Genomic DNA, 25675 nt, shown 5'->3' with positions numbered 1-25675 from the left:
TAAATGATTTGAATGGCATAAAATTACAATTCCTTAATACAAATCACTAGCGGAACACTCTGATTAAAAATTAGCGATACCCTCTTTTGTGATTTTGAGAAGACCAACTGTAACTTGCATCACTAGGAACTAATTTATCTTTTTTCTTTTCTGCGCGTAATTTTTTCGCTTGTTTTTCGACTTCTTGAGATATTTCGGTAATAATTTGTTTTCTTACCTTGCTCTGCTCAGAATTTGTTAATTCACGGCCAAGTTTTTTCCTTTCTTGTGCGAGCCTAGTACGTACTTGGATTTTTTGAGTTTCGGTCATCTCTTGAATCGTTAGCATCTTCATAGTATTACCCCTTACTCACATTAAAATACCTACCAACAATATATCATCATTAAGTAGTAAAATACTAACCATCCTTTTAAACCTAACATTAATGCTAAGCAATGGGATTAAGAGTATAGTAATCCTATTGCAACTTTAAAGAATCTCGCTGTTATTATGGAATTAACCACTTCTTCGCAAAATATTCGCCAAATTTTAATTAATGACACACCACTCATCGATGTCAGAGCGCCTATCGAATTTCAGCAAGGGTCAATGCCTAATGCCATTAACCTGCCTTTGATGAATGATGATGAGCGCGCTGCAGTCGGTACATGCTATAAACAACAAGGTTCAGCGAAAGCCGTTGAACTAGGCCACCAGCTTGTCGGTGGAGACATTAAAATGGCTCGGGTCACTGCGTGGAAAGAGGCCTGTAAAAAAAATACCCATGGCTATATTTGCTGTGCGCGTGGAGGAATGCGGTCACATATCGTGCAATCGTGGTTAAAAGAGGTGGATATTGAATATCCTCTCATCAACGGTGGTTATAAGACATTACGACAAACAGCAATTGATGCTGTCAATGAATTGGTGCAACGCCCTATCATTTTAGTGGGCGGCTGTACAGGTAATGGTAAAACCACCCTAGTTCATCACTTAGCAAACGGAATTGATTTAGAAGGTCTTGCGCATCATCGGGGTTCTTCGTTTGGCCGTACGTTACAACAGCAGTATTCACAGGCCACTTTTGAAAATTATTTAGCGGTCAGCTTATTGAAAAAAGCTCAACATTGCCAACGCTGGGTACTGGAGGATGAAGGGCGTGCCATTGGGGCAAATAGCCTACCTCTTGAACTACGTACACAAATGGAAAAAGCGCCCATCGCTATTATTGACGACCCTTTTGAACTACGTCTTGAGCGTTTAAAATATGAATACTTTGACCGTATGACTCAAGATTTTTTAGCAGCTTTTGGTTTTGAACGCGGTTGGCAGGAATATAGCGACTACCTGCACCATGGTTTGTCTGCCATTCGTAAACGTTTAGGATCACAACGTACAATCGAATTGACTCATTTACTTGAGCTTGCTCTAGCGGACCAGAAAATAACTGGCGATACCCGAACACATTTTTCGTGGTTAGTCCCATTGTTGAATGAGTATTACGACCCAATGTATCGCTATCAGTTGAGTAAAAAACAGCAGCGCATCGTCTTTCGCGGTAATTATCAAGAAGTTGAACATTGGTTAACCCATCAATAATCAGTCATTTTTCTACTGTGAATAGCTTCATTTTATTGGGTTTGAGGCTATTTTATTGATTAATGGATCTATCATTAATCAATTTAGAACGGTGATTTTTTTATAACCAGTTCGCTGACACCTTGGTAAATCAGCCTTGTTGCCAATGCCCCTAAAATTACCCCAACGCCTTTACCGACAACTTTATGAACCCGTGAATAAGTTCTACGCACAGAAGTTAAAGAAAATGTTTGGCATAAAATAATTCGCCAAATTAATGACGCAATAACAATACCCATCCAAATGACTAACTTGGCCCATAGTGGTGTTGAAGGCGAAATAGTCGTCGAGAAAATACTCATAAAAAATAAAACCGTTTGTGGGTTTGATAAATCAGAAATCAAGCCCCGCCTAAAATAGACACCTGAAGGAAAACGTTCCATGGTATTTTCGGTGGACAGATTGAGTTGCGTTTTATTAGTGAACACACTTACTGCGTAATAAAGTAAATATAAGCCACCAAGGATCTTAATGATTGAAAATAATGAGCCGAATTCCGCCATTAATGTGACCAGACCAAATAAGCCGAGCCCTGAATAAATGGCATTGCCTAACACCACGCCATAACCACAAGTTAACCCCGCTTTTTTACCTGAGCTCAATGTGGTTTGTACCACAATAAACAAATTTGCCCCAGGATTAAAAAAGGTCAGTATAAATAAGAAAAGTGTGATGATAATGCTGTGTAATGGGTCCATCATTTTTCTTCAAAAAATTTAAGGTTACCCATTATAGACACGGTATAGAGTGTAATTCTGTTTTGCTATGCACATTTTCTGAGCTTCAATCAGAAAATGTGCCGACCTATGATGACGCTAATGCTTTTTTACGTTGTAACAGCCACTTATCTAACTCATTGGCAAATTGCTGCCTGTCTTTCTGGTTTAAACTTGCGGGCCCTCCCGTTTGGATGCCACTGGCTCTCATCGTATCCATAAAGTCACGAATATTAAGACGCTCACGAATAGTCGCTTCGCTATAACGTTCCCCTCGAGGATTTAATGCATTCGCGCCCTTTTCCATAACCTCTGCGGCTAAAGGGATATCGGCTGTGATCACTAAGTCATCTTTTTGAGCTCGCAATACAATTTCATTATCCGCGACATCAAAGCCCGCGGGCACCTGCAAAGTTTTTAAAAAAGGTGATGGTGGTACCGTTAAACGCTGGTTTGCAACAAATGTTATTTGCACTTTTTCTCTATCTGCCGCACGGTATAAAACTTCTTTAATTACTTTTGGACATGCATCCGCATCAACCCAAATTATCATTATGACTTCCCAAATAGTGATTATATATAATGAAATATGATACCAGATAACAAAATCACAGGCTTAAGAAAATAGATTTTACAGTTTCATCACCATTTCATGCCACGTCATTCCGCCATGGTCAGATTCTGACGGTTTAACATATTGGTAGCCAAAATGCTTATACAGATCGATATGACGTTCTTTGCACATTAGATGAATTGTTTCTTTATTCATTTCTCTCATAGAATTGATAAACACTTTCATCAGTAAAGATGAATACCCTTTACCTTGGTATTTGGGATGTACTACCACTGACATAATGACGACATTTGGAGCTTGTGGGTCATGTCCAATAAGCTCTTTAAATTCTTCATCGGACATCACAACGTCCCATGCACAACCTGAATTAATAAAGCCAATCACTTCCCCTGCTAATTCCATACATAAAAAACCATCTGGATATTGTTGGATCCGCGTTGCTATCTTTTCTTTTGTTGCGGCTTCATCCCCTTCATAGGATCCGACTTCAATCGCATAACAACGGTCGACATCATCAAGTGTAGCGGCACGAAAGACAGGAGAATGCATTAGGTTACCTCATTAAATTATTTTTTATGATTTTATCACTACATGGTTTATTTTTTCGTTGTTTTTAATGGCCATTTTCGCATTCAACTGCTATTTTTTGTTGGGTTTTATCGCGTAAGTAACTCAACCATGTTGAAATTAAAACGAAAATACCACCAGATATCGCAACAGCATAACCGGCATAAGGGCCATAAGTATCCACCATTTTACCCGTTAACATCGCCCCAATAGCAACGCCAATATTTAACCCAGCGAGTAACCAGGTCATTCCTTCTGTCAATTTATTTTGAGGAACAATTTTCTCAACTAATGTCATTGCAATGATCATCGTCGGGGCAAAGAACAACCCGGAAATGAACACCACCACAGATAGAGAATAAACCCCGACGACCCACCACATCGGCACAATAGAAAGAAACGTCATTAAGCCGCTGAGGAATAGTAAGCGAGGCAAAGGCGTGTTAAAGGTTACCCCCCCAAAAACAATCCCCATTGCACATGAACCGACTGCATAGGCCGATAACACTAAACTGGCCATCGCCGGTTGCTGTTGTAATTGAGCCAAAGTAACACTCAAAATATCCACACTGCCGACAATCACACCTAAAGCAATCATCAATGCAATCAATAACTGCAACCCAACCATTGAAATGATTGATTTATTCGGTATTACAAGATGATCAGATGCTACGACTTTAGGTTCAGTGCTGCGTTGTGAAATAAACAAAGCCATTCCCACGGCTAATAAAACTGCTGCCACCAGCAAGCCTGCTTGGGGAAATAAAGCGACAGTGATCCCGACAGACAACGGAGGGCCAACAATAAAAGTGGCATCATCAAATACAGTTTCTAATGAATATGCCGTTTGTAATATAGGCTGATTTTTGTACAGCGCAGTCCACCTTGCCCTGACCATCGCCGACATACTAGGCATTGCACCCGTTAGCAATGCACCGATAAATAAACCGATATCAGGTAACGATAACCACGTGGTTATGATGATAATAAACACACCGAGCACACTGATAACAGTCACCACTGGCAAGACGCGAAATTGGCCATATTTATCCACTAAACGGGAAATTTGTGGAGATAGCAGCGCATACGTTAATACAAAAGTTGCAGAAACAAGCCCTGCCAAGGTGTAACTCCCTTTTAGCTGTGCTAACAAGGTAATGATCCCGATCCCCATCATCGGTAACGATAAACGCGCCAGTAACCCTGCTATCACAAAGCGTTGGTTTTCTTTTGCCTGAAATAACTGCTGATAGCGACCTATCATATGAGCTCCAATATGAAATTTAATTATACATACCTTGTGTATGTATAATTATGATATAATCATACACATTGAATGTAAATAATTATACGCCCTGTATGTAAGAGAGTTTTTATGGCAAGAAGAACACAAGCGCAAATGGCAGAAACACGTGCGAATTTGCTAACTACAGCGCGAGAGCACTTTAGCCGGCTTGGTTATGCAGAAACTTCAATGGATGAAGTTGCAGCAAGTGTCAATCTCACACGTGGTGCCCTTTACCACCACTTTGGCGACAAACAAGGCTTATTTACTGCCGTTGTTGAGCAAATCGACTCACAAATGAATGCACGTTTACAAGCAATTACTCACCATACTGAAGACCTATGGAACAGTTTTTGTCAGCGCTGTCATGCTTACTTAGAAATGGCATTAGAGCCCGAATATCAACAAATTATTTTGCGTGACGCGAAAGCCGTATTAGGCGATTTCTTAGCTAAATCAAACTTGCAATGTACCGAACAGATTGAACGTTTACTCTATGAGCTCGCCAAAAAAGACATTATTAAAGATATTGATACCCACGCATTGGCTTTTTTGATTAATGGAGGTCTCGCTGAAGCGGCCTATTGGATTTCACAAGGTGATAGCCAACAGCGATTAAAGAAAAGTATCGCTGCCATCGATATCATGTTATCAGGGCTATTACTCACGAAAGGCTAACTCTGCATTGCCTTTCGCTGGCGCTGATATTTTATCAGTGCAAACAATATACTTGCTGTAAAAAAAACAGGCACTAGCAGTGTCAGTTCTAAATATACAAAGCGATTAAAACTAAGCACATCCCCTTTCATGGCTAAATTATAAGCAAATGGTAAGGAAACACACGCTGAAATAATGGCAATCTTGAGCAATACCATTAACTTTTTCGCATACCGTAGCTGCTGAACTGCAGATTGCCGACGGTAGAACTGCTTGTATTTTATCAACAAGTACAACGCCCCCAATAAAGAGCCAAGGTGTTGTAGTAATTTATAAATAGCAATTTCTTGGCTATCCGTCATGTTAAATACGACAAGCTGCAAAAACTCAGCGTGCCGAACAAAAGCCCCCGACTGATGAGTAAAAGCATCCCAGATAATATGGCTTGCGGCACCAATATAAAAAGAAAGCACGACAATACAAAATTGTCGAAGTGAGCTTACACTTCTGCTTTTTAGGGGAAATGGCACAGCATAGTGGAGAAAAAAAGCACTTTTTTGTACAAAAATAGTGATGAGTAAACATAATGGTAAGCCAGTATATAACCAGCCTATCAAGTCATGAGCCGTAGTCGCTGCCGAGTACCACATCATTGAATAAAATAGATCTGGGCTTAAGCTGCCTAAAATTAAAGCAGGCAAGCTTAAAAAGCGCCCAAATCGACTTTGTTTAATCGGAAAAACAACCGCAGGATGGGAAAAAGTCCAAGGCATGGCAAATTGCTCATTAACGTCATCAATATGCCGCCATCATGATAAATAAAACCCAATAAATATAGGCGAAATATCGGAAATATTTATTGGGATGATAATTACCTAAAGTAAAGCTTGGAAAGTCTGCTTTAATTTGTCTACATCTTGCTGAGTTGTTGACCATGAGGTACAAAAGCGAATACAGGTGGTTTCCGGTGTCGGCTTACAAATTAAGCTTAACTGGTAGTGCGTTAATAATTTATTCGCCAATGCATTGGGAAAAATAACAAAAACTTGGTTTGATTCTACAGGCGCAAGAAACTGGAAGCCCTTTTTGGTAAAAAATGAAGCTAATTGTGATGCCATCTCATTAAGGTGGCTTCCCAACTTAAAATACAAATCATCATTAAACAGTGGCTCGAACTGGGCAGCGAGTAGCCAACCTTTTGCTTGTAACCCACCTTTTTGCTTAATACTAAAACGGAAATCTGATTGCAATGCGGGGTTTACAATCACTAAGATCTCCCCAGTTAATGCGCCTATTTTCGTTCCACCGATATAAAAAATGTCGGTCAATTTCGCGACATCTTCAATGGTTAAATCACTATATTTCGACATTAAACCAGAAGACAAGCGAGCACCATCCATAAATAACAGTAAGTTATGAGCGTCACAAATCTCGCGTAGCGCAACTAGCTCTTGTTTACGGTAAACAGTGCCAATTTCGGTTGAATTACTGATATAAACAAGCTTAGGCTGGACAGTATGTTCATCACCATGCTCAGATAACACTTTAGTAATATGTGCGGGGGTTAATTTACCTGATGGTGAGTCAATGGTAATGACTTTATGGCCTGTCGCTTCAATTGCCCCCGTTTCGTGGACTGCGATATGGCCACTCTCCACGGTGATCACCGCTTGGTGAGGTCGTAATACATGGGAAATCGTTGTCAGGTTAGTAATTGTACCGCCATTAAAGAAATGAACATCTGCACTAGGTTGGCCAATTCTTAATCTAATTTGAGCCGTGACCCTGCTACAAACCTCATCAGTGCCATAACCTTTGAAACGTTTCCCTGATAAATCATTTAAAGTCTGCATAACTGCAGGGTGAGCTATCTCATTATAATCATTTAAAAAGCTATACATTCACTTACCTACCAATACCTAGTTATATTAATTTATAATCATCATTTATAGGTGTATCCAATTTATTATTCAATGATATTTTTTCTATATAAATACTAAATTTAACGATTAGTATTATTTAATCTACTGAGATGAAATATTAAGTCATTCATGGTCTATTTAATTGATAAATCGGAATATTGTAAAAGGCGAATTTAAGGTTGAGAACGCCTAAACGTCAAGTTATAGCGGTAAGGCCCTAACAACGGGTGTACACCTGATTTAATACGACGTACTCCATGATAATTTAACCGTGACCGACCGCCCCATACCAAGACATCCCCATGTTCTAAATAAACAGCGATTTTAGGCGCATCTCGGGTTGCCCCACCAAAATCAAATATTGTGGGTAGCCCTAAAGAAAAAGAAACAATTGGATGAGTAAAATCGGCTTCGTCTTTGTCTTGGTGCAATGACATTGCAGCGCTAACTGCATATCGGTTAATTAAGCAGGCATCAGGGATAAAATGATCGAAGCCAGCGGTGCTCGCTGCAGAAATTGCCAATTGAACAAATGGAATAGGCATAGGTTGCCATAGTTCATTAGTGACAGGGTCACGCCTACGATAGCGGTATCCCTTCTCATCGCTTACCCAGCCCCACTCACCACAGTTAGTCATTGCTGCAGACATTTGATAGCCATTTGGGGTTGCCATGTGCCTTAATGGGTTAGCAGCAATAACGTTGTTTAATGACTGCAATAGTGTATCACTTTGCCCCAGTAAAAACCCTTTGAGTAAAAAAGCTTCGGGTGCAATTTGCACCGTATTATCTTCATCAGGAAATAACATATTAGCCACTTATTTATAGACCGCATGAATACTCTAATGAATATTAACACAGGGAAAAGTTGCTCATTGCATTCATTAACAACTTACATTCAATGAACAACTTACAGGCAATGAACAACTTATAGGCAATGAGGAACCTACAGAGCTTACTTTAACGTTGATAAGTTAAAATCACTTTTCTTGTTTCCGCTCGTTGGCTCGCCCACACGCTGAGTAAAATGACAATCATACCAATAAATTGCAAGGTGCTAAGTTGTTGGTTGAGATAAAACCACCCCAAAACTACTGCACTCACAGGGCTTAAAAACCCAAGAGACGCAACTGAACTTGGGCCTAGTATTGCAAGCCCACGGAACCATAAGGCATAAGTTAATGCTCCACCAATAAGCGTTAGATACCCCAATCCAATTAAATTTAATGAGCTCAACGCTGGTAAAGCTGGCTCAAACACAATGGCAAAGGGTAATAAAACTAGCCCTCCCGCAGTTAATTGCCATGAAGTAAAGGTTAAAGCACTGACGGGTGGCTGCCAGCGGCGGCTTAATACCGTTCCCGCCGCCATTGAAAATGCGCCGGCTAACCCTGCAATAATGCCTAGCGGATCTAAAGCGGCATTCGGTGTTAAAAGCAATATCGCCACCCCGAATACCCCTGCAATTGATGCCATAATAGAAACTGGTGATAAACGGTTATTTAACAACCAACGACTTAAAAATAAAACAATTAATGGCTGTACAGCGCCAACCGTTGCAGCCACACCACCAGGTAAGCGATACGCAGCAATAAACAATAACCACCAAAATAGAGAAAAATTTAAAACACCTAATACCACCACACGTAACCACCAAATACCCTCGGGTAGTTTTCGTAGCACGAGTATCAATAGCAACCCTGCAGGTAAAGCGCGCAATACCGCCAATGTTAATGGTATCCCTGCGGGTAACATTTCTGTTGTCACTAAGTATGTACTTCCCCACACAATCGGTGCTAATGCCGTCAACCCTAAAACCGTTAGTCGATTCATATTTCTGCTCTTTCAGTTTATCTTGACGTCAAGATATGTGCATTTTACCTTGACGTCAAGATAAATAACCGCCATTATTTGCCTATGGATAGAATAGATAAAATCACTCAACAGTGGGAAAGAGAACGCCCTGACCTCGATATTAGCCCAATGGGGTTAATTGGCCGGTTGGGTAACGTCGCGTTTCACTTAACTCGTGAAATGGAAAAGGTCTTCACACAATTTGGCCTTAACCGTTCAAGCTTCGATGTGCTTGCGACATTGCGCCGAGCAGGAGCCCCTTATACGCTGAGCCCGGGGGAAATGCTATCGACGTTGATGGTCACATCGGGGACGATGACCAACCGAATAGACCAATTGGAAAAAATCGGTTTAGTTAGCCGCCATGCCAACCCTGATGACGGCCGCGGTTTTTTGGTTTCATTAACAACCGAAGGCTTAACGCTAATCAACCAACTTATTGAAGCACATACACAAAACCAAGCCCGCCTCGTTGCTAAATTATCGCAAAAAGAGCAACAAGCATTAGATCAGTTACTGCGGACATTCTTAGCGTCATTTGAGTCTAATGAGAAGTAACACACTGTTGATGCATAATGAGGGAGTGATCTTACTCCCTCTTATGTTATTGATTAAATTGAAAAGGCAATGGCATTTGTAACCTTTCAAAACGGTCACATAAATAGACTAACTGTAATAGTACTTGGGGTTGTAAGTCACTGGAGGCAATCAATGGTTTGAATTGATTAGCCAACCAAAGAGCCCCCAAATCCTCTAGCGTTCTAATAACATACGCAATTTCATTTTGTTGGGTTTGGGATAAACATTGCCTTCCTGTACACGCTTGAGTTTCCAGTACTGAAAGTATTGGCCGAACAAGTTGGCTAGCCAACGTTAATTCAGGCACAAAAACTTGGCTTTTTTGCTGTTTTTTCGCCATATATTCGATAATTTTATTAAAAAAGCCTGAACGTTGTTTCTTACGTGGTGTACTTTCAAAGTCTAAGTAGAACAACTCAATACCGTGTTCCTTTTTTAACCATAGCGTTTTGGGTACCAACTGGATCGCCTCTTGCGAATGACTTACCTGCACCGCCACAGCACAAATTGGCCATTGCTGTTTCGTAATAAACCGCAATTCTTCAATTTTATGGTCATCACTCCCTTGCCAGTTTAACCGTAAAAATGCCCGATTTTGTTGTGCGTCAGTCACCGCCCATAAGACACATTGTTCTGTTTCATCCCAATAGAGCGGCTCATAGTCATCAATATGCAATAAAACCGGGGAAAACCGATTGTCTTGTGTGAGTGTTGGCAATTCATTAGCCGCCAGCTGCCAATCGGTATAACCAAATTCAGCTTTAATGTTAAGGTAATCATTGGTTGTTACCCCCTTTTCTTTAGTGCTAACCGCATAGCTTTCGCCAGTGGCTGATAATTTACCTTCCTCTGATAACCGCGGTGAATGCAATTTAAAGGGGGTTTTCATCAAACTTTCGGCTGTATGTTTCCATAACGCCAGTGTTTGCCAAACATTTTGTCGATTAAACGTTGGGTCAAGGCTATTACTACGACCTTGCGTGCATTGAATGATTTTTTTATTTTGCCGATCCCAGAAACTCAATGTAGCCCCAATCGCACCACTCTCGGTTTTCCACCAGTTTGCATCAATAGGCAATAAATCAAATTCTATGGATTTATCGCTATACTGCCGTCTTTGTAACCCTTTGAGTTCAATAAGCTGATGTTCATTTGCTACTGATAATTGGTACAAATAAGCTGATATCTCGGCAATTAACCGCAAAACTTGCCCTTCATCCATCGTAAAATGTTTGTCAGCTAAGCGCTTAACCTGTTGGCTAAGGCGTCTCATATCATTAGCTAAGCGAGGCAGCCCTTCTGCTCGTGCTGACATATTCAGTAATTGCAACTGGCTAGCACTGCTTTGGCTAATATGTGACAGTCCTTGCCGTAACATATCCTGAATAAATTGTTCGATGGAACCCATCACCACTTTATCGTCTTGGCTAAGTCCCTGTTGATGCACTTGACCTGCGGTTAGCTCTTCTGGCCAATGCCAATCTTGGCCATGCTGAAGCTTCAATTTTGCAATAATAGCGAGATGAACCGCATTTTTTTGTTTTTCGGGTAGAGATGAAATCATGCCCTGTAAGCCACTATTACGCATATAAATAATTGGCTCATCATATTCTGGCAGACTAATTTTTAACTGGTTGGATTGCGCTTCACAAACCAATTCTTTTTCTTGCCACTCCTGTATAAATCTAAACGCTAAACGCATATCAGGCTTAGTTGCTTGTTTGATCAAGCTTTCTGGTAACAATGCTAATAATTCACTTAACACCGTTTCACTGGCTATCGGCTCCGCTGGATCAATTTCTGTGATTGCATTCGACTGTACCCACAAAACTGCCGCCAAAATGTGTTTACAACACTCTGTTGCGGGGCAATCACAAGTGGCTTTTTGGATCCCTTGCGCATCTAAAGAAACGTTTTGGCCATCACTCGTGAATGTGCCAGCGTCTAAGTCTGTTGGGTTAACCTTTTGGTTTTCAACATCTTTGCGGGCACGTCTCAGTAACCCCACATTCGCAAATACGGCTAATGCATCGTCGTCATACTGTAAATAACTGTTTTTCCAACTCATTGCATGACCTCCGCTAACCATTGAGCAAAATGTTCCGGGGTTAATGCAGCAACATGCATCCCTCTATCAGCGAGTTTTTGGGCAATTTCAGGATCATAAACGGGAAGTGCTTCATCATCCAACGCGGCTAAACCTAACAACTTCACTTGTTGGCTATGCAAACGTTGTGTGCAATTGAGCAAATGATTCAGCGCGCCACCCTCTTCAAAATCGCTGATTAAGCTAATCACAGTGCGTTTTGGGTTACGTATCAAACTTTCACAATATTGCATCGCTTTAGCGATATCCGTTCCGCCACCCAATTGCACGGTCATTAACACTTCAACAGGATCTTGTGCAAGGTGGCTTAAATCAACAACTTGAGTATCAAAAACGACCAAAGACACGCGTACAGTCGGTAATGCCGCTAAGATACTCGCGCACACGGCCGCATACATAATAGAACTCGCCATCGAGCCACTTTGGTCAACACACAGGATCACATCCCACGGTAAATGTTGTTGTTGACGAGAATTAAAATGAGGTGTTTTTATCACTAACCGTTGATTTTGTTTATCGTAGTTTTTCAAATTAGCGGCAATCGTCCCTCGCCAATCAAAATTACGGCTGTTTGGGACCAGTGAACGTTGAAAGCGGTTACGTCGTCCTGTTAGTGCGTGGCGAAATTGGTTACGTATTTGACTTAGAATATCATCCACGACTTTGCGTATAATATTTTTAACGGCATCACGGGTTTCTTCATTCATCTTCCCGCGTAGGCTTAACAACGCTTTTGCGAGGGACTTTGTCGGCTCCATGGCATTTAGCGCTTGTGGGTCCTTTAACAAACTACTGATCTCATAACGTTCTAAAGCCTGAGATTGCATCCGCTCAAAGGTACTATTAGGAAACAATTTACGGGCTTGGTTTAACCAATTAACCGCGGTCAATTGGGAAGCATCTAAAGAACCATGACGTCCAGTTTCTTGCTTTAAGCCTCGACGTTGGTATTATCTTCGATACAAAAAGTCCAAAGAACGTTCTATTTTCAACTCTTCAGCACTGAAGGTAGCTTGGCCAAGTGCGTTATCGGCATATTGCCCGAGTATTAAACGCCAGCGCTTAGCCAGTAGAAGTTGTTCAGGGGTTAATGTGACATTTTTTTGACTCATTATTTACCTTCCTGAGCGCGAGCAAACCAACTTTGTAACCCTAATTCAGTGAGCTGGCTTTGTAATTGTTGTTCGAGTTGAATAACTTGCATCATTTGTTGCTCATTAAACTCTGTTTGGTGCAGTGTGAGTTCTTTTGCCTCAATCGCTAAGTCTTGTGCCACATATTGTGCCATTTGTGCATTTTGTTTAGGCGTTAATTGGCTAAATGCAAACCGTAAATCGGGTAATACTTGAATAAAACGCCCTTCATCCCATTCACTAAGTAACTGATTTAACATATCAATGAGTAATGGTATGCGTAAGACTAACTCGGGTGCGGTTCGCATCACACCAATAAAATAGCCAATGGCCATTTCAGGATCACTACCGGAGCTGAACGCACGCTTAATCTCTTCTGTTAGAACGGATTCATCTATTTTTGCCCCGAGATAGCGCAAAGCATCCACCGCACCTTTTAAAAGTGGCGTATGGTTTAATTGACCTTGACAGCGATCTAATTCCTGATAAAAATCAATGGCATAATCATGATTTTTATTGATTTCAGGCATGAAAGTGATTAATTCACGACAAGAAAGCAAGGCTGAAAAATGGGATTCTTGCTGCTGTTCATCCCCCTGCGTAATTTGTGCAAAGCAATAAAACGCTTGTTGCAACAAGGCATCTAAACGTGCTTCGATAGCAAAACCATCGTCAATATCAAAGAATTGGCGACCCCGCCACAGATGAACAAGTTTATGACCACACGCAATCAATGACGCAAACTTTGTATCCTGTTGAATATAACCATCTAACAAGGAAAATAATGCCGGCATCCGTTGATGCAACCCAATCAATGCTGCTTGCATGAGTAACCCGACCGCACTTTGGCTTGAACGACTAACACCTTGCTGTTCTAGGTTTTTCTCCATTTCAAACAAACGGTTTAGGGCAATAGCTTTTAATTGCGTTCCTTGTTCTGATAAGGCAATTAATTCCCCTTCAACATTGGGCGTCCACGCGTATTGCCATTCTTCAAACAATAAATCCATTTGGTTACCAGAAAAAAAGTTTGGCCCAGATAGATGCTTAGCAAAATGGATATCGAGAAATGCTAATAAATGCAGGAATCGGCTACGCGCACGATGTTGTTGATTACGATAGACATCTAAGCGACTCACCTTACTTAAGGTGTCATCAAGTTTGAAACGAAAACTTTTTGCGATTTCATAAGTTTCAGTGACCAGCGGAGGCGTTGCTGTCCCTTTGGGGATTTTCCCGAGTAAAAAGCCAGAGAAACAGGTTTTTATTTCCTGCCAAAGCTCAATTTGGCTTTCATCTAAGCTACCTTTGATAAAAACACTTTGTAACCCATCTAACAGATCATAGCGCCCAGGGCCTGCATGCCCACGAAAGGCGGCAAGACGAATGCTTTGCTCTGCGGCCAATTTAACCGATAGAAAGCCAGGAGCGGCTTCAAATTGCTTTTCACGTAAGACATGCGCAACTTTAGACAGATAGGCAACACCTAAACGATTTCGATAAGCTTGTGTAGGTTGATTGTCGCCTGCCATCTGGGCTTGGCGTTGCTCTAATAATGACAACCACGACTGCTGGTAAAATGCGGGGGAAGGCATCCCTGATGCATAGCCATTCAATGCATCGAGTTTGTCATAGCTATAGCGAATAAACCAAGCCTTGTCTTGTTCGCCCAGTTTTTGCTGTTGGATAAACGCTTTTTGTTGTGCCGCAGAAAGCTTAAACTGCTGTTTGCGCACTTCTTCCAACCCTTCAAGTAGCGCAAGGGTATGGAATCCCCCCGTTACCACGACAATTTTAGCTTCCGGATGTTGGGCTTTAATGGTTTGGATATGCGACTGCATATATTGCTCACGCTGTATGGAACCTTCTGACTCAAGGACTTGGGGTTCATAATCAAGTCGTGCCAGAGCACACCAAATAAAGCTATCCATAAAAAAGGCTGGCCAATCTGCGAGCTGTTCAATTGCTCGTAATTCAAAAATCTGTTCCCATAATTCATCATGGTCACGGCAACCACTTTTTTTCGCAAGCTGGCTAATAAACAAGCTATGTGCTAAGTAGCGCTCTTTCTGCAAACTTTGAGATTGCAGATCATTGGCTTCATCTTCATTAACTTGTGCTGACCATGGTAAATCAATAAAACGTAATTGGGCTTGGTATTGCTGGCCTATGTGCAAAGCTTGCCATTCCGGGGAATATTCACAAAAAGGAAAATAGGCAGAGCGAGTGACGGCGTCACTTTTATCATCCTCCTGTGTGGTTTTTAACTCTGTTTGCGCCATAATAGCGACAGGTGGCTGAGTATCATGATGTAGCAAACTGGTCAGTAGCCCATTAAAACTATCAGGCCCTTCAATTAAAACGTAATCGGGTTTTATGTGCTCAATCAAAGACAGTGTGCTGTATGCACACGCAGGGCTATGATGACGAATTGGCGCAAAATAAATACCCACTGACTCAAGTTGTCGCCTATCTTGTAATGCTTTTTCAATGCGTTCTGGTAAAGGTATCGATAGCAAGCTCACCGCTGTTTCCCTAAGGGTTATTCGCCTTAAATGGCCTTTTGCTGATTTAGTTATCATGAAGACGAATTAGCAGAGCCCTCACGGCTCTGCCATTGTGATAAAAAATTTATTGCCAAAATGCCCTTGATGCATCAAAAAAGGCTTTCCACTCTTGGCTGTGTTTTGCCCTTTCTCTCGCGACATTATCAATGTAATAACGCATCCGTTTGATATCATCAGGGTTATCTTTTAACACCACACCAATAAGCTGCCGTGCAACGGCCCCTGCATTGAGCGTACCATCGCCTAAGTAATGGGCTTCAAGCGCACATGCATAAGCAATATTCACGGCCTCAGCTGTCGACATCACCGCATCTGGGGTTTTAATATTGCCCCCATCTTTGGTATTCCCTGAACGCAACTCTTGAAAGGTGGTGACTAACAGTTCAATAACGTTGCTAGGGATAGTCACTAGGCCGTTGAGGTCGGCTAACTCTGTGGTTAATTGCTTATTAATCAGTTCAATTTCAAAGGCGGGGTCTTGGATTGGCCGCACAGTTTCAAAATTAAATCGGCGTTTTAGTGCTGATGACATTTCATGAACACCGCGATCACGCAAGTTCGCTGTACCAATCAAATTAAAACCTTGCTTCGCGCTGATCCGTGCATTGTCTTTCATTTCCGGGATCATCATTTGCTTTTCTGACATTAAACTGACCAGCACATCTTGAATTTCAGGTGGGCAGCGGGTTATCTCTTCAAAACGAACGATTTTACCTTCTTGCATGCCTTGGTATAACGGTGAACTCACCAGAGCCTTTTCCGTCGGGCCTTCTGCTAGTAGCAAAGCATAGTTCCACGAATATTTAATATGATCTTCAGTTGTACCTGCGGTTCCTTGAATGGTTAAACCTGAGTCACCACTAATTGCAGCAGCTAATAACTCCGATAACATGGATTTCGCTGTTCCGGGTTCCCCCACTAACATTAGTCCTTGTTTTCCTAATAACGTCACAATTGCGCGGTCAACTAAAGCATCATCACCGAAAAATTTTGCAGAAATATTGAGTGATCCATCACCTAAGATAAATTGCCTAACGGCACGAGGCGATCGCAACCACCCTTGTGGTTTCGGGTTCTGTTTATCTGCTTCGGTTAAACGTGCCAATTCATCGGCAAAACGAACTTCTGCGCTTTCACGCAGAACATTCCCTTGTGTTGTTTTATTTTTAGTCATTCCAAAATCCTACGTTAAACCCGCTTACCAAGGTGTTTTCTTTTCCCACTCAGGATCAAAACCTGCACACGCATCCGCAACTTTTAAATAATCCGCATAGCTTTCAGCTAACAAAATAGGCGGGATATCTTTTAACTCGATATAGCTGCGGTTCCATGAGCTTTGTTGTGATTTCTCAAAGCTTAATGAATACAAAACGGCTGGGATATTTTCCTCTGGCACATAACTGCCACTAAATTCGATATAGACATAAAAACCTAAACTGGCGAAATGTTTTGCATAGTGGGTAAAGCTCCCACCATCTTCCGCCTGCCCGCGCTGGTAACCCATTTTTGTCAAGACGCCACGCAAGGTGTAGGTATCGGTTAGCCACCCTTTGCGGTCTTCAATTTCGGTTAATTTCAGATCCAAATCAGGGATTTTATGCTCCATTTGCGAAAATAAAAATTTCACTTTGTAATCTTTAAAGTGTGCTATCCAGGCTTTCCGTTCATCTTCACTGACCAATGCTGCATGGGCTAATTTGATATAAGAATCAGTAGATAGAGTGACTTCATCATCATCTAAATTTAATAAACTGCCATCGTCCGATGGACGAAATACATTCAGAATATTGTTGTCTTTGGTTTCTATCCAAACTAGTTTTTCAATAAGGCCACGCATCACCGGGTGTGCTTGAATATATTCCTGCCAGTCTGCGGTTGTCCAAAGGCGCTCTGCACACATCGCTTCATACAAACGTGCGGTTTGTAGTTCAATCACTTGTTTGAGCTCTTTTTTACTCGCAGTGAATAACTTTTTAGACTCTTTAGCCAACTCTTCATTGTCTGTTTTGCGTGCAGCAGGTAATGCTTTGATTTCTTTACCTTCTGGATTAAACAAAACTAATTTTTGCTGTGCATCCAGTTTCGCAGTAAACGTGCGGTCACCGTATTCAAGTGCCAAAATACCGGTTTCACCCATTCCCGCTGTTGGTATTGTTCTATCCGCAAGTTCATCTGCGCTCCAACCATTACGCTCGGCAATCTGAGCAACCAATCCGCGCGCTTTTTCTTGAACTGACGCGGTACGATAACGGCGAGAAAGTGACAATAATAATTGAATGATGAGTGGGTCATTGCTTGTCGCCACCGCATCAATCATAGCTTCAATTTGTGCACGCCGTTGGTAGTGGTCACGCATATAATTACGCAATGTAGTCACGGCAAGGTGCCCTTCAATACCACAAATCAGTGCTAACATCCCTTTATCACTAATAGCGGAACCTAAATAACGGCGCAGTACTTCATTTTTTATCTCATTAAACGTCTGCTCTAACGTGTAGTTTTCATATTGGCTATAATATTCAGGCCAACGTTTCACCCAATCTTGATAATTAGCTAAGCGCTTTGGCGCATCGCGTTCTGCTTCCGCCATTGCCATTTCTAATGACGGCCCAGCAATGTCCTGCCCGATAAAACTATTTAAAATAAAACTGCCGAGTTTCTTTTGGCTATCGACTGAAAGTAAGCCAATATAACGTTGCAATAACCCATTACCTGCTGGCATTTTTAATTTAACGGCCAAGATCACCCACCAGCGAATAATATCGGCTTCTACGGGTTTATTATTTTGCCAAGTTAATGCAGGCAACGTATCTAAGTTAAACCACGCCATACTGGCAGGCGCTTTCGCTTTTAGCCCTTTTTGCGCTTCTGTTAATAACACTTTAGGCGCAAGGTAACCGGAAATATCTTCCCCAAATTGTTCCAGAGCGGTTAATAAGGCAGCCCGCACCACTTCGCGTTTTTCTTTCTTTAACAATGCATAAAGTGGTTTCAATGAATCAGGGCTTTTTAATCGTGCCAACCATTCAATTGCGGTAACACGAATTTCTTGCTTACCTGAATCTAACCCCTCAGCCGCATTAAGGTGAATATTCGGTAATGTCTCTAGTAGTTTCTGCGCACTCAGACGATGAGTTTTATTTTCCCCAAGAGCCAACTCCATAATACGCGGAATGAATCGCGCGGGAATGGTCGGCAGCATGGCAAGTACATCAATTCCACTCGCCGCATCATATTCTTGGTAATGACGTTGCTTTTCTTGTTGAGGAATTAAACCCAATGCTTCTGCAATAAAATCTGGGTGTTGAATAAAAAACGGCCAAACTTGTGCTGGCTGGTTAAAAATGGCTAACCCATTGGCATATGAGCGTAAGCAAAGGTCTGCAATTAACCGTGTTGCATTATTAAAATGGCATTGTGTTAACGTTTTTTCTAATTGGCGCAATTCAATTTGCCCAAGAATTCTTGGTGGAACTTCTCGAGTAAGATGGTAATGGGATAGATGCTCTTCATTTGTGCGGTTATGGCTGATCAGACGTAATGCATGGAATAACGTAAATTCAGGCAAGTTAGTAATACGTTCTTTAAATTTCACCACGCTATATTCATGGTCAGTAATAATTTCCTTACCTGAATTTAGTTTATCAATCACTTTGCAACAAGCTTGTGCATTAAGCTTTTGGAATTCTTTGTAATGGCGTTGTGCCCAATTGTAGCTGTGCTTCTGTTGTTTATTTTCTTCAATTTCATTTTCTGCATTTTCTTTTGCTTTTTGCAGCATTTCATTGAAATTATTAACTAAAATATCTTTTGCACTTTCAGGCAGCGGTGTATCTTCTAATTCAACGAATTCAGGTAACTCGGCTTCTTCAACCTGGCTAGCTGTATCCATCACTGAAAATCTCGAAATCGCACTTTCAATACTTTTCAGGACGGTTTTATTCGTTTCTGTTGTTAATGCAGCTTCTAATATCTCTCGATGTTCACCTATTCGAGCAAATAAATCTGCGGCTTGAGTACGCTGTTTGGGCGTCCCTTCTGTTAAAATTTGGGTTAAATGTTGCGTGACCGATTGTGCAGGTAAAATTGCCATTGTAGGTTCCGCAGCTGCACGCACAGTCTTTAACGAGCTGGTGGCAAAAGAAACTAATACGTCAGCAAAAAGCGTATAAAGGTCAACATCTTTCTTCAACGTATTGACTAATTGAATTTGCCCAGCAGCAGATAAATGATTCACTAATGTCTGCTTAATAAACGCTTGCTCTGCAGTTAAATACGCTTTGAAACCAGGGATAGCAAAGAGCCGACTTAAGTTATCATAATGGTAATCGGATAAATGGTGCCGATCGAAAATGACATATAAAATGGTGTTAGCCGGTTTATCTGTCTCTTGTTCGATAATTTCCGTTAGTAAGTCAAAATGCCAATGTTTTCGATGTTCTAACTTGGTATCCCGCGAATTATCATAGGTTTTTGCAAAGGCATCGCCCATTAAATAACTCACCCATGACGGTAATTCAGGCGTTAATACTTTGATATTAATATCTTGACATGCTGCAGCTAAAACTTTTGCAAAACGAGCGATTTGCGACGAAGTAATCCCATCACCCACTTTTGAATATAACTTATGTCTTGCATTTGCCCCTTGGCGAATTAATTTATTATATTGACTCGAGTTAAAGCTATTTCCTCCCCACCACCAATCTACGGTACCGGGTTTATCGAGTAAAATAACGGCTTTTTCGTTATCCAATTGGCTTAATTGAACCAATACTTCTGGCGATTTTCCATCTAACACATACTCTAAAACAGTTTTAGGCAATGCTTCATCTAGTACTGACAAAGGCAAAAGCGCTTCTTGTAAATATTGTTCTGCAACGGGTAATTCTTTTTTCCCAAAAATTGAAAGAAGATTAAATGTGAACTTTGCCATCTGATATCCCTAAAAGTATTTATATAACAACTTCTTATCATTTTAATGATATCGTCACAATTTGATTATTCTTAATCATTTTCAATTAGGATATATCACCTAGTCCGCCTTGCCACTTTAAATTCTGCCTATAGGAATATAGTGATGAATTTACGCTTAATAATTACCTTTTCCCCAATAAATCATTTGATTAACTCGCTTATATTTATATTTTTCTTTTTGCCATGTTGATGGACACTCCAATAACAATTTGTTGCTATTTACACCAAATTTATTCTCTAAAAAAGCATTGACTAAACAGATAGTCTAGGATTAGACTAAAAATCCAGTTAATGGTTTTTTATCGAGAGGTCGATATGAGTCAACTTATTGAGAGTGTGAATATTGAATGTGTCAATGCACCAACACTCATTGCCCCAAAAGGGCATTATTCACACTGCGTTACTGCAAATGGACTGGTTTTTATCTCAGGGCAATTGCCCGTTGATAAACTCGGTAATGCCATTACGAACGTGTCATTCCAAGAACAAGCCTCCCTTGTACTTGCTAATTTACAAGCATGCTTAAGTTCCGTTAATTGCGATAAAACGCATTTGGTTCAAGTCCGAGTTTATATAGCAAATATGGAAAACTGGCCGTTATTCAACCAGATATATGCTAAGTGGATAGGAGAGCACCGCCCAGCCCGTGCTGTTGCAGGCGTTTCTGAACTTCATTTTGGCGCAGCCTTAGAAATTGAAGCGATTGCAGTTTCTGTTTAACGACTTATTATTCATTGGGGTTATATCATGTCAGAATTAATACTACCGACTTATCAAGATGTGAAAGCAGCAGCACAACGTATTGCGGGTTTTGCGCATAAAACCCCTGTTCTTACTTCAACAACCGCAAATAAAGAATTTGGTGGTGAGCTGTTTTTTAAATGCGAAAACTTCCAACGCATGGGGGCTTTTAAATTTCGTGGGGCCTTTAATGCGTTAAGTTTATTAAGCCCTGAGCAGAAAAAAGCCGGTGTTATTGCATTTTCTTCTGGTAACCATGCGCAAGGCATCGCTTTAGCAGCACAACTTCTGCACATTCCAGCCACCATTCTAATGCCTAATGATGCACCTGCCGTGAAAGTTGCCGCTACGCAAGGTTACGGTGCTACCGTTATCCGTTTTGATCGCTACAAAGAAGACAGAGAAGTACTTTGCCAACAACTCGCAACGGAACAAGGGTTAACGATTATTCCTCCTTATGACCACCCTGATATCATCGCTGGCCAAGGGACAGCAGCAAAAGAGCTGATTGAAGAAGTGGGTGAATTAGATGCCCTGTTTGTATGCTTAGGTGGCGGAGGCTTACTTTCTGGGTGTGCCATTGCAACCAGAGAGTTATCCCCTAATTGCCAAATTTATGGGGTAGAACCTTTAGCGGGCAATGATGCACAACAATCATTTCGTCGAGGGGAAATTGTGCACATTGATACGCCGAAAACCATCGCAGACGGTGCGCAAACCCAACATCTAGGTAACTACACCTTTGCAGTTATCAAAAATAAGGTTGATGATATTTTCACTGTAACTGATGAACAACTTATTGACCGCATGAAGTTTTATGCTGAACGAATGAAAATTATCGTGGAGCCAACAGGTTGCTTGTCCTATGCTGCCGCCCTTGCCCACAAAGAGTTGTTTCAAGGTAAGCGTGTGGGGATCATTGTCAGTGGAGGCAATGTCGATATTCAGCACTTTGCACAATTAGTATCATAGAGAATGGGTTTCATAATGTTCACCGCCCTTCATCTATTAGCAACACTGAAAATAGGTTAAAATTAACTATTATCGCTTGATAGATGAAGGGAAATGACATGTCAGATCAAAAAGATAATTCATTACTGGCTCAAGTTGAAATTATTGCAAAAGGCCTTAGTGAAACATTTGCGCCTTTTTGTGAAGTCGTTGTACACGACCTTAAAAACCCAGAACACTCAATCCTTTCGATTCATAATAACTTATCTGGTCGCCAAGTTGGTGAACCGACTACTGAACTCGGTCATGCAAGAATTGAATCTGCAGATTTTCCGAACATCATCGCCAATTATACCAACCAATTTTCTGATGGGCGCCCTGTAAAAAGTACGTCGATTGGCATTAAAGATGAGTCAGGGCAATATATCGCAGCATTGTGTTTAAATCTGGATATGACGTTGTTTAGAGGCATGCAAAGTATGCTGTCGCAGTTTATAGATGTGGGAAATAGCCCAATAAAAGAGCATATTGAGCCTAATGGTGCGGAAGCCATTCGCATGCGTATCGACCAATATGCAGCAACCTTAGCAGCGACACCTCGGACATTGAAAGCAGACGAAAGAAAAAACTTAATTGAAGTGCTGCGCAATGAAGGCCTGTTAGATATCAAAAAATCTATGGAAACAGTGGCACAACACTTAGGCGTATCAAGAGCTTCAGTTTATTTGTATGCAAAAAAAGAAAGTTAACTATTTGCCTTTTTTAATATCTGTTTAATACTAATAGGGAAAAAATTATTCACATCCACACCAACATTAATAGCCCGGGGCCCTAATACCGCTAAACGCTTAAACTGCTCGGGGTCTTTACCTGAATTATGAACATGTCCATATAAGTGAATCGCGTCACGGAAGAAACCTTGCCATTCTAGTATTGGGTAATGGAATAACACTAATTTTTGTTTTTGATATTCCAACTCATGATAGCTTTTAACCCATTCAAATAACGATTGGTCAAATTCGGGGTCGTCTAAAAATTTATCATGGTTGCCGCGGATCAAATATTTTTTCCCTGCTAAACGGCGTAATATTTTATTGGCATCCGCACCATTGCCCTTGTATAAAAAATCACCGAGTATGTAAATCTCATCATGATCAGTAACATACGCATTCCAGTTATGAATTAATGTATCATTCATGTGACTGGTGCTTTTAAATGGGCGATCACATAGGTTAATAATGTTCGAATGACAAAAATGGGTATCTGAAATAAAGTAAATCATATAAAACCTAAAAATATATTAATAATTATTCTACTCAAGCAAACGATTTGCTTACTACTTATCATATCTCAATGATTTTTAATTGCTTTACGGAATTGGCTGAAAAACAGACTTATATTGCGTTGCCATGGTATATTTCAATTATATCAAAGGTAATCATTGCCAATTTTTATGGCTCGCAATTACAACGAAACTACGGCATATAAATAGCACTATTCATTAATAACGATCCCGGAAGAAAAATGACCAAAACTAATTCAGCTCCACTTTTTTATGACTCATTTGGAACACCAGATAACCCTGCAATTGTCCTTATTCCTGGTTTAGGTGGCCATAACATTAGCTGGACCTCCGATTTTTGTCAGGAGATTGCAGATGCCGGTTTTTATCTCTTACGTATAGATAACCGTGATGCGGGTTTATCTCATCATATCAATGAGTTTCCATCTATTAATTTAGGGGAATTGGTTGAAAAAATGCAAAAAGGTGAGCCTTTCACTATTCCTTATACTTTATTCGAGATGGCTGAGGATATTATCCATCTATTGGATACATTATCTATTGATAAAGCTCACTTTATTGGACGTTCTATGGGCGGAATGATAGCGCAAATAGTAGCAGCGAAATTCCCTGAACGTACACTCTCTCTTTGCACAATCATGTCATCAACAGGGAACCCAGCGCTGCCACAAAGTGCTCCCGATGTAATGCAAATGTTGATGAGCCCAAGTGCTAACCCAAAAGAGGATTTAGAAGGATATTTATCAGGACAACTCGCATTTTATTGCCGGATCAGCTCAACATTCGGCCCATTTGATGAAAGTTATTACCGTGAATATATACTGCAATCGCTCGCACGTAATCATTCACCCGAAGGCACTAAACGCCAAATTGTTGCGGTTGCCGTTACCGGAGATCTGCGTCCTTATATTCAGCAAATTAACGTACCAACGTTGGTTATTCATGGTTCAATCGACCCGCTCTTCCCTTTAGCCGCAGGGCAAGATATTGCTGACAATATTCCTAACGCAAAATTGGAAGTTATTGAAGGTATGGGCCACGAAACGCCACCAATGATTAATCCACTAATCGCAAAACTGGTAATTAATCATTTAAATTAATAGGTTAGCATGATAAGGCTCTAAAAATGAGCCTTAGTCACCATTATAGCCACCCTTGTTTCTTATGCTGTGCACAAATTGGGCAAATATGGGTATTTTCTTCCCAAGAAGAAAAGGGTAAGTGGCAAGTATGGCACTGCGCATCATAATAATGGAAAATTTTTGGCACGTTATTTTTAGCTGTATAGGTTTGTACATGAATAGATTTAGGAAAACAAACGACTTGGCAGCTCATGCAACCCGTACAGCGTTTTTCATCTATTAAAAATTGGTTATTTTCAATTTCTATCGCATGTTCATCACACATTTTGGCACAAGCACCACAAAGAATGCATTTTTCCGTGTCTAGCTCGACTTTAAACCAGCTATCTTCAGGGTAAAATTGCTTTCTCGCATTAAGCCCAGTTTTTACCTGCCCCTTATCCAAAGGTTTCGAATCTAATTTTTGACGAAATAGCATCATACGGCGGCCACTATCAACTTGTTCCGGCTGAACAATACGCAATTGCCAAATAGGTTCTTGTAACGCTTTGAGTTTTAAGTTTAATGCCGCTATCGTTGGCAACCATTTATCAACCCACGGTTCAGCAATTTGCATCCCACGAATACCATATTGCCGGTGCCAAACAATCAGTTCATCCGCATTCGCAATAGGCTCGTCATGGTTTACTATCAGAAACTCCCCTTGATAACTACGTTCATGAGGGTTGATATTTTCAATAGCATCTACAGGGCAAGCAAATAAACAATTACCGCATTGGAAACACAGTTCATTATTAATTTCTGCATTCATATGGCTAAACGATACCGCACCGACGGGACAACTGGTGGCACAATTATCACAGATGCTATTTTTCAGGCGTTTCCTTACGCACTGACCATTAATTATGGGTTCAGGAGGCAGCTCTAAACTAATAAAACGTCTCATTGCTATATACTCTCCCGTTACAACAAAAAATAATATATTTTAAATAACTTGCTACATTTAATCGTTAAATTCTAGCATCAATTTTAAAACTATTTTAGT

General features: G+C 40.8%; 22 protein-coding genes and 1 pseudogene. 7 read left to right on the top strand and 16 right to left on the bottom strand.

The genetic code is table 11. From position 1 onward, the window contains the following. Positions 1–70: 70 nt before the first annotated feature. The gene (locus PR800_RS11585) at positions 71–334 is read right to left on the bottom strand and encodes a DUF3811 domain-containing protein (RefSeq protein ID WP_102138563.1); all 264 of its coding nucleotides are present in this window, start codon (positions 332–334) and stop codon (positions 71–73) included. Positions 335–490: 156 nt separating this feature from the next. Here PR800_RS11585 and mnmH point away from each other — a divergent pair, with 156 nt between their 5' ends. Next, entirely contained in the window at positions 491–1579 is a 1089-nt protein-coding gene (gene mnmH / locus PR800_RS11580) for a tRNA 2-selenouridine(34) synthase MnmH (RefSeq protein WP_272530862.1), read from the top strand. A gap of 83 nt (positions 1580–1662) precedes the next feature. Here mnmH and PR800_RS11575 read toward each other — a convergent pair whose 3' ends face one another. The 4 genes from PR800_RS11575 to PR800_RS11560 all read right to left on the bottom strand — a co-directional run bounded on the left by PR800_RS11575 (position 1663) and on the right by PR800_RS11560 (position 4739). Next, positions 1663–2316 carry a LysE family transporter gene (locus PR800_RS11575; RefSeq protein ID WP_102138561.1) on the bottom strand — a complete coding sequence of 218 codons (654 nt, stop codon included), beginning with the start codon at positions 2314–2316 and terminating at the stop codon, positions 1663–1665. Positions 2317–2422: 106 nt separating this feature from the next. Next, the gene (locus tag PR800_RS11570) at positions 2423–2887 is read right to left on the bottom strand and encodes a YaiI/YqxD family protein (RefSeq protein ID WP_102138560.1); all 465 of its coding nucleotides are present in this window, start codon (positions 2885–2887) and stop codon (positions 2423–2425) included. Positions 2888–2965: 78 nt separating this feature from the next. Further along, positions 2966–3457 carry a GNAT family N-acetyltransferase gene (locus tag PR800_RS11565; protein ID WP_206276301.1) on the bottom strand — a complete coding sequence of 164 codons (492 nt, stop codon included), beginning with the start codon at positions 3455–3457 and terminating at the stop codon, positions 2966–2968. 64 nt (positions 3458–3521) lie between these two features. Further along, on the bottom strand, positions 3522–4739 hold the full coding sequence (locus PR800_RS11560) for an MFS transporter (RefSeq protein ID WP_239978964.1): 1218 nt from the start codon (positions 4737–4739) through the stop codon (positions 3522–3524). A 111-nt stretch (positions 4740–4850) separates the two neighbouring features. Here PR800_RS11560 and PR800_RS11555 point away from each other — a divergent pair, with 111 nt between their 5' ends. After that, positions 4851–5438 carry a TetR/AcrR family transcriptional regulator gene (locus PR800_RS11555; RefSeq protein WP_195698711.1) on the top strand — a complete coding sequence of 196 codons (588 nt, stop codon included), beginning with the start codon at positions 4851–4853 and terminating at the stop codon, positions 5436–5438. Here the strand turns inward: PR800_RS11555 and PR800_RS11550 are convergent. From PR800_RS11550 to PR800_RS11535, 4 genes are all read right to left on the bottom strand, one after another. Then, positions 5435–6190: a DUF4184 family protein gene (locus tag PR800_RS11550; protein WP_239978963.1), complete on the bottom strand. Its 756-nt coding sequence runs from the start codon at positions 6188–6190 to the stop codon at positions 5435–5437. The genes PR800_RS11555 and PR800_RS11550 overlap by 4 nt on opposite strands. Positions 6191–6292: 102 nt before the next feature. Continuing rightward, entirely contained in the window at positions 6293–7318 is a 1026-nt protein-coding gene (locus tag PR800_RS11545; protein ID WP_272530860.1) for a threonine aldolase family protein, read from the bottom strand. A gap of 194 nt (positions 7319–7512) precedes the next feature. Then, positions 7513–8148, bottom strand: coding sequence for a DNA oxidative demethylase AlkB (gene alkB / locus PR800_RS11540; protein WP_272530858.1), 636 nt, complete (start codon positions 8146–8148; stop codon positions 7513–7515). 151 nt (positions 8149–8299) lie between these two features. Continuing rightward, positions 8300–9172, bottom strand: coding sequence for an EamA family transporter (locus PR800_RS11535; protein WP_239978960.1), 873 nt, complete (start codon positions 9170–9172; stop codon positions 8300–8302). 84 nt (positions 9173–9256) lie between these two features. Between PR800_RS11535 and PR800_RS11530 the strand changes: the two genes are divergently transcribed. Beyond that, positions 9257–9751 carry a MarR family winged helix-turn-helix transcriptional regulator gene (locus tag PR800_RS11530; protein ID WP_239978959.1) on the top strand — a complete coding sequence of 165 codons (495 nt, stop codon included), beginning with the start codon at positions 9257–9259 and terminating at the stop codon, positions 9749–9751. A gap of 46 nt (positions 9752–9797) precedes the next feature. Here PR800_RS11530 and PR800_RS11525 read toward each other — a convergent pair whose 3' ends face one another. The 5 genes and pseudogenes from PR800_RS11525 to PR800_RS11505 all read right to left on the bottom strand — a co-directional run bounded on the left by PR800_RS11525 (position 9798) and on the right by PR800_RS11505 (position 20512). Then, positions 9798–11840, bottom strand: coding sequence for an SWIM zinc finger family protein (locus PR800_RS11525; protein ID WP_239978958.1), 2043 nt, complete (start codon positions 11838–11840; stop codon positions 9798–9800). Next, positions 11837–12991 (bottom strand): annotated as a pseudogene (locus PR800_RS11520) (VWA domain-containing protein). The gene PR800_RS11525 and the pseudogene PR800_RS11520 overlap by 4 nt, the downstream one beginning before the upstream one ends. Continuing rightward, the gene (locus PR800_RS11515; protein WP_272530854.1) at positions 12991–15537 is read right to left on the bottom strand and encodes a DUF5682 family protein; all 2547 of its coding nucleotides are present in this window, start codon (positions 15535–15537) and stop codon (positions 12991–12993) included. Before PR800_RS11515 ends, PR800_RS11520 begins: the two are co-directional and overlap by 1 nt. Before the next feature lie 106 nt (positions 15538–15643). Next, entirely contained in the window at positions 15644–16753 is a 1110-nt protein-coding gene (locus PR800_RS11510; protein ID WP_102138548.1) for an ATP-binding protein, read from the bottom strand. A gap of 24 nt (positions 16754–16777) precedes the next feature. Continuing rightward, entirely contained in the window at positions 16778–20512 is a 3735-nt protein-coding gene (locus tag PR800_RS11505) for a DUF4132 domain-containing protein (protein ID WP_272530852.1), read from the bottom strand. Between the two features lie 356 nt (positions 20513–20868). Between PR800_RS11505 and PR800_RS11500 the strand changes: the two genes are divergently transcribed. The 3 genes from PR800_RS11500 (at position 20869) to PR800_RS11490 (ending at position 22994) form a co-directional block, all read left to right on the top strand. Next, the gene (locus PR800_RS11500) at positions 20869–21273 is read left to right on the top strand and encodes a RidA family protein (protein WP_210848071.1); all 405 of its coding nucleotides are present in this window, start codon (positions 20869–20871) and stop codon (positions 21271–21273) included. Positions 21274–21300: 27 nt separating this feature from the next. After that, positions 21301–22266 (top strand): threo-3-hydroxy-L-aspartate ammonia-lyase, encoded by a 966-nt coding sequence (locus PR800_RS11495; protein WP_125894729.1) that lies wholly within the window; start codon positions 21301–21303, stop codon positions 22264–22266. A gap of 98 nt (positions 22267–22364) precedes the next feature. After that, positions 22365–22994 carry a helix-turn-helix transcriptional regulator gene (locus tag PR800_RS11490; RefSeq protein WP_102138545.1) on the top strand — a complete coding sequence of 210 codons (630 nt, stop codon included), beginning with the start codon at positions 22365–22367 and terminating at the stop codon, positions 22992–22994. On the opposite strand, the gene PR800_RS11485 is transcribed toward PR800_RS11490, so the two are convergent. Next, positions 22991–23527 (bottom strand): metallophosphoesterase family protein, encoded by a 537-nt coding sequence (locus PR800_RS11485; protein WP_102138544.1) that lies wholly within the window; start codon positions 23525–23527, stop codon positions 22991–22993. The two genes, PR800_RS11490 and PR800_RS11485, sit on opposite strands and share 4 nt — an antisense overlap. 242 nt (positions 23528–23769) lie before the next feature. Here PR800_RS11485 and PR800_RS11480 point away from each other — a divergent pair, with 242 nt between their 5' ends. Further along, positions 23770–24648, top strand: a complete 879-nt coding sequence (locus PR800_RS11480; protein WP_166267413.1) for an alpha/beta fold hydrolase — start codon at positions 23770–23772, stop codon at positions 24646–24648. A 43-nt stretch (positions 24649–24691) separates the two neighbouring features. Here the strand turns inward: PR800_RS11480 and PR800_RS11475 are convergent, their stop codons facing one another. Next, positions 24692–25576 (bottom strand): DUF362 domain-containing protein, encoded by an 885-nt coding sequence (locus PR800_RS11475; protein ID WP_102138542.1) that lies wholly within the window; start codon positions 25574–25576, stop codon positions 24692–24694. Between the last annotated feature and the right edge of the window lie 99 nt (positions 25577–25675).

Source organism: Providencia sp. PROV205 (assembly GCF_028479505.1).
GTDB lineage: Bacteria > Pseudomonadota > Gammaproteobacteria > Enterobacterales > Enterobacteriaceae > Providencia > Providencia huaxiensis.
The sequence above is the reverse complement of the archived record's forward strand: the minus strand, read 5'-3'. Positions and strand labels throughout refer to the sequence as shown.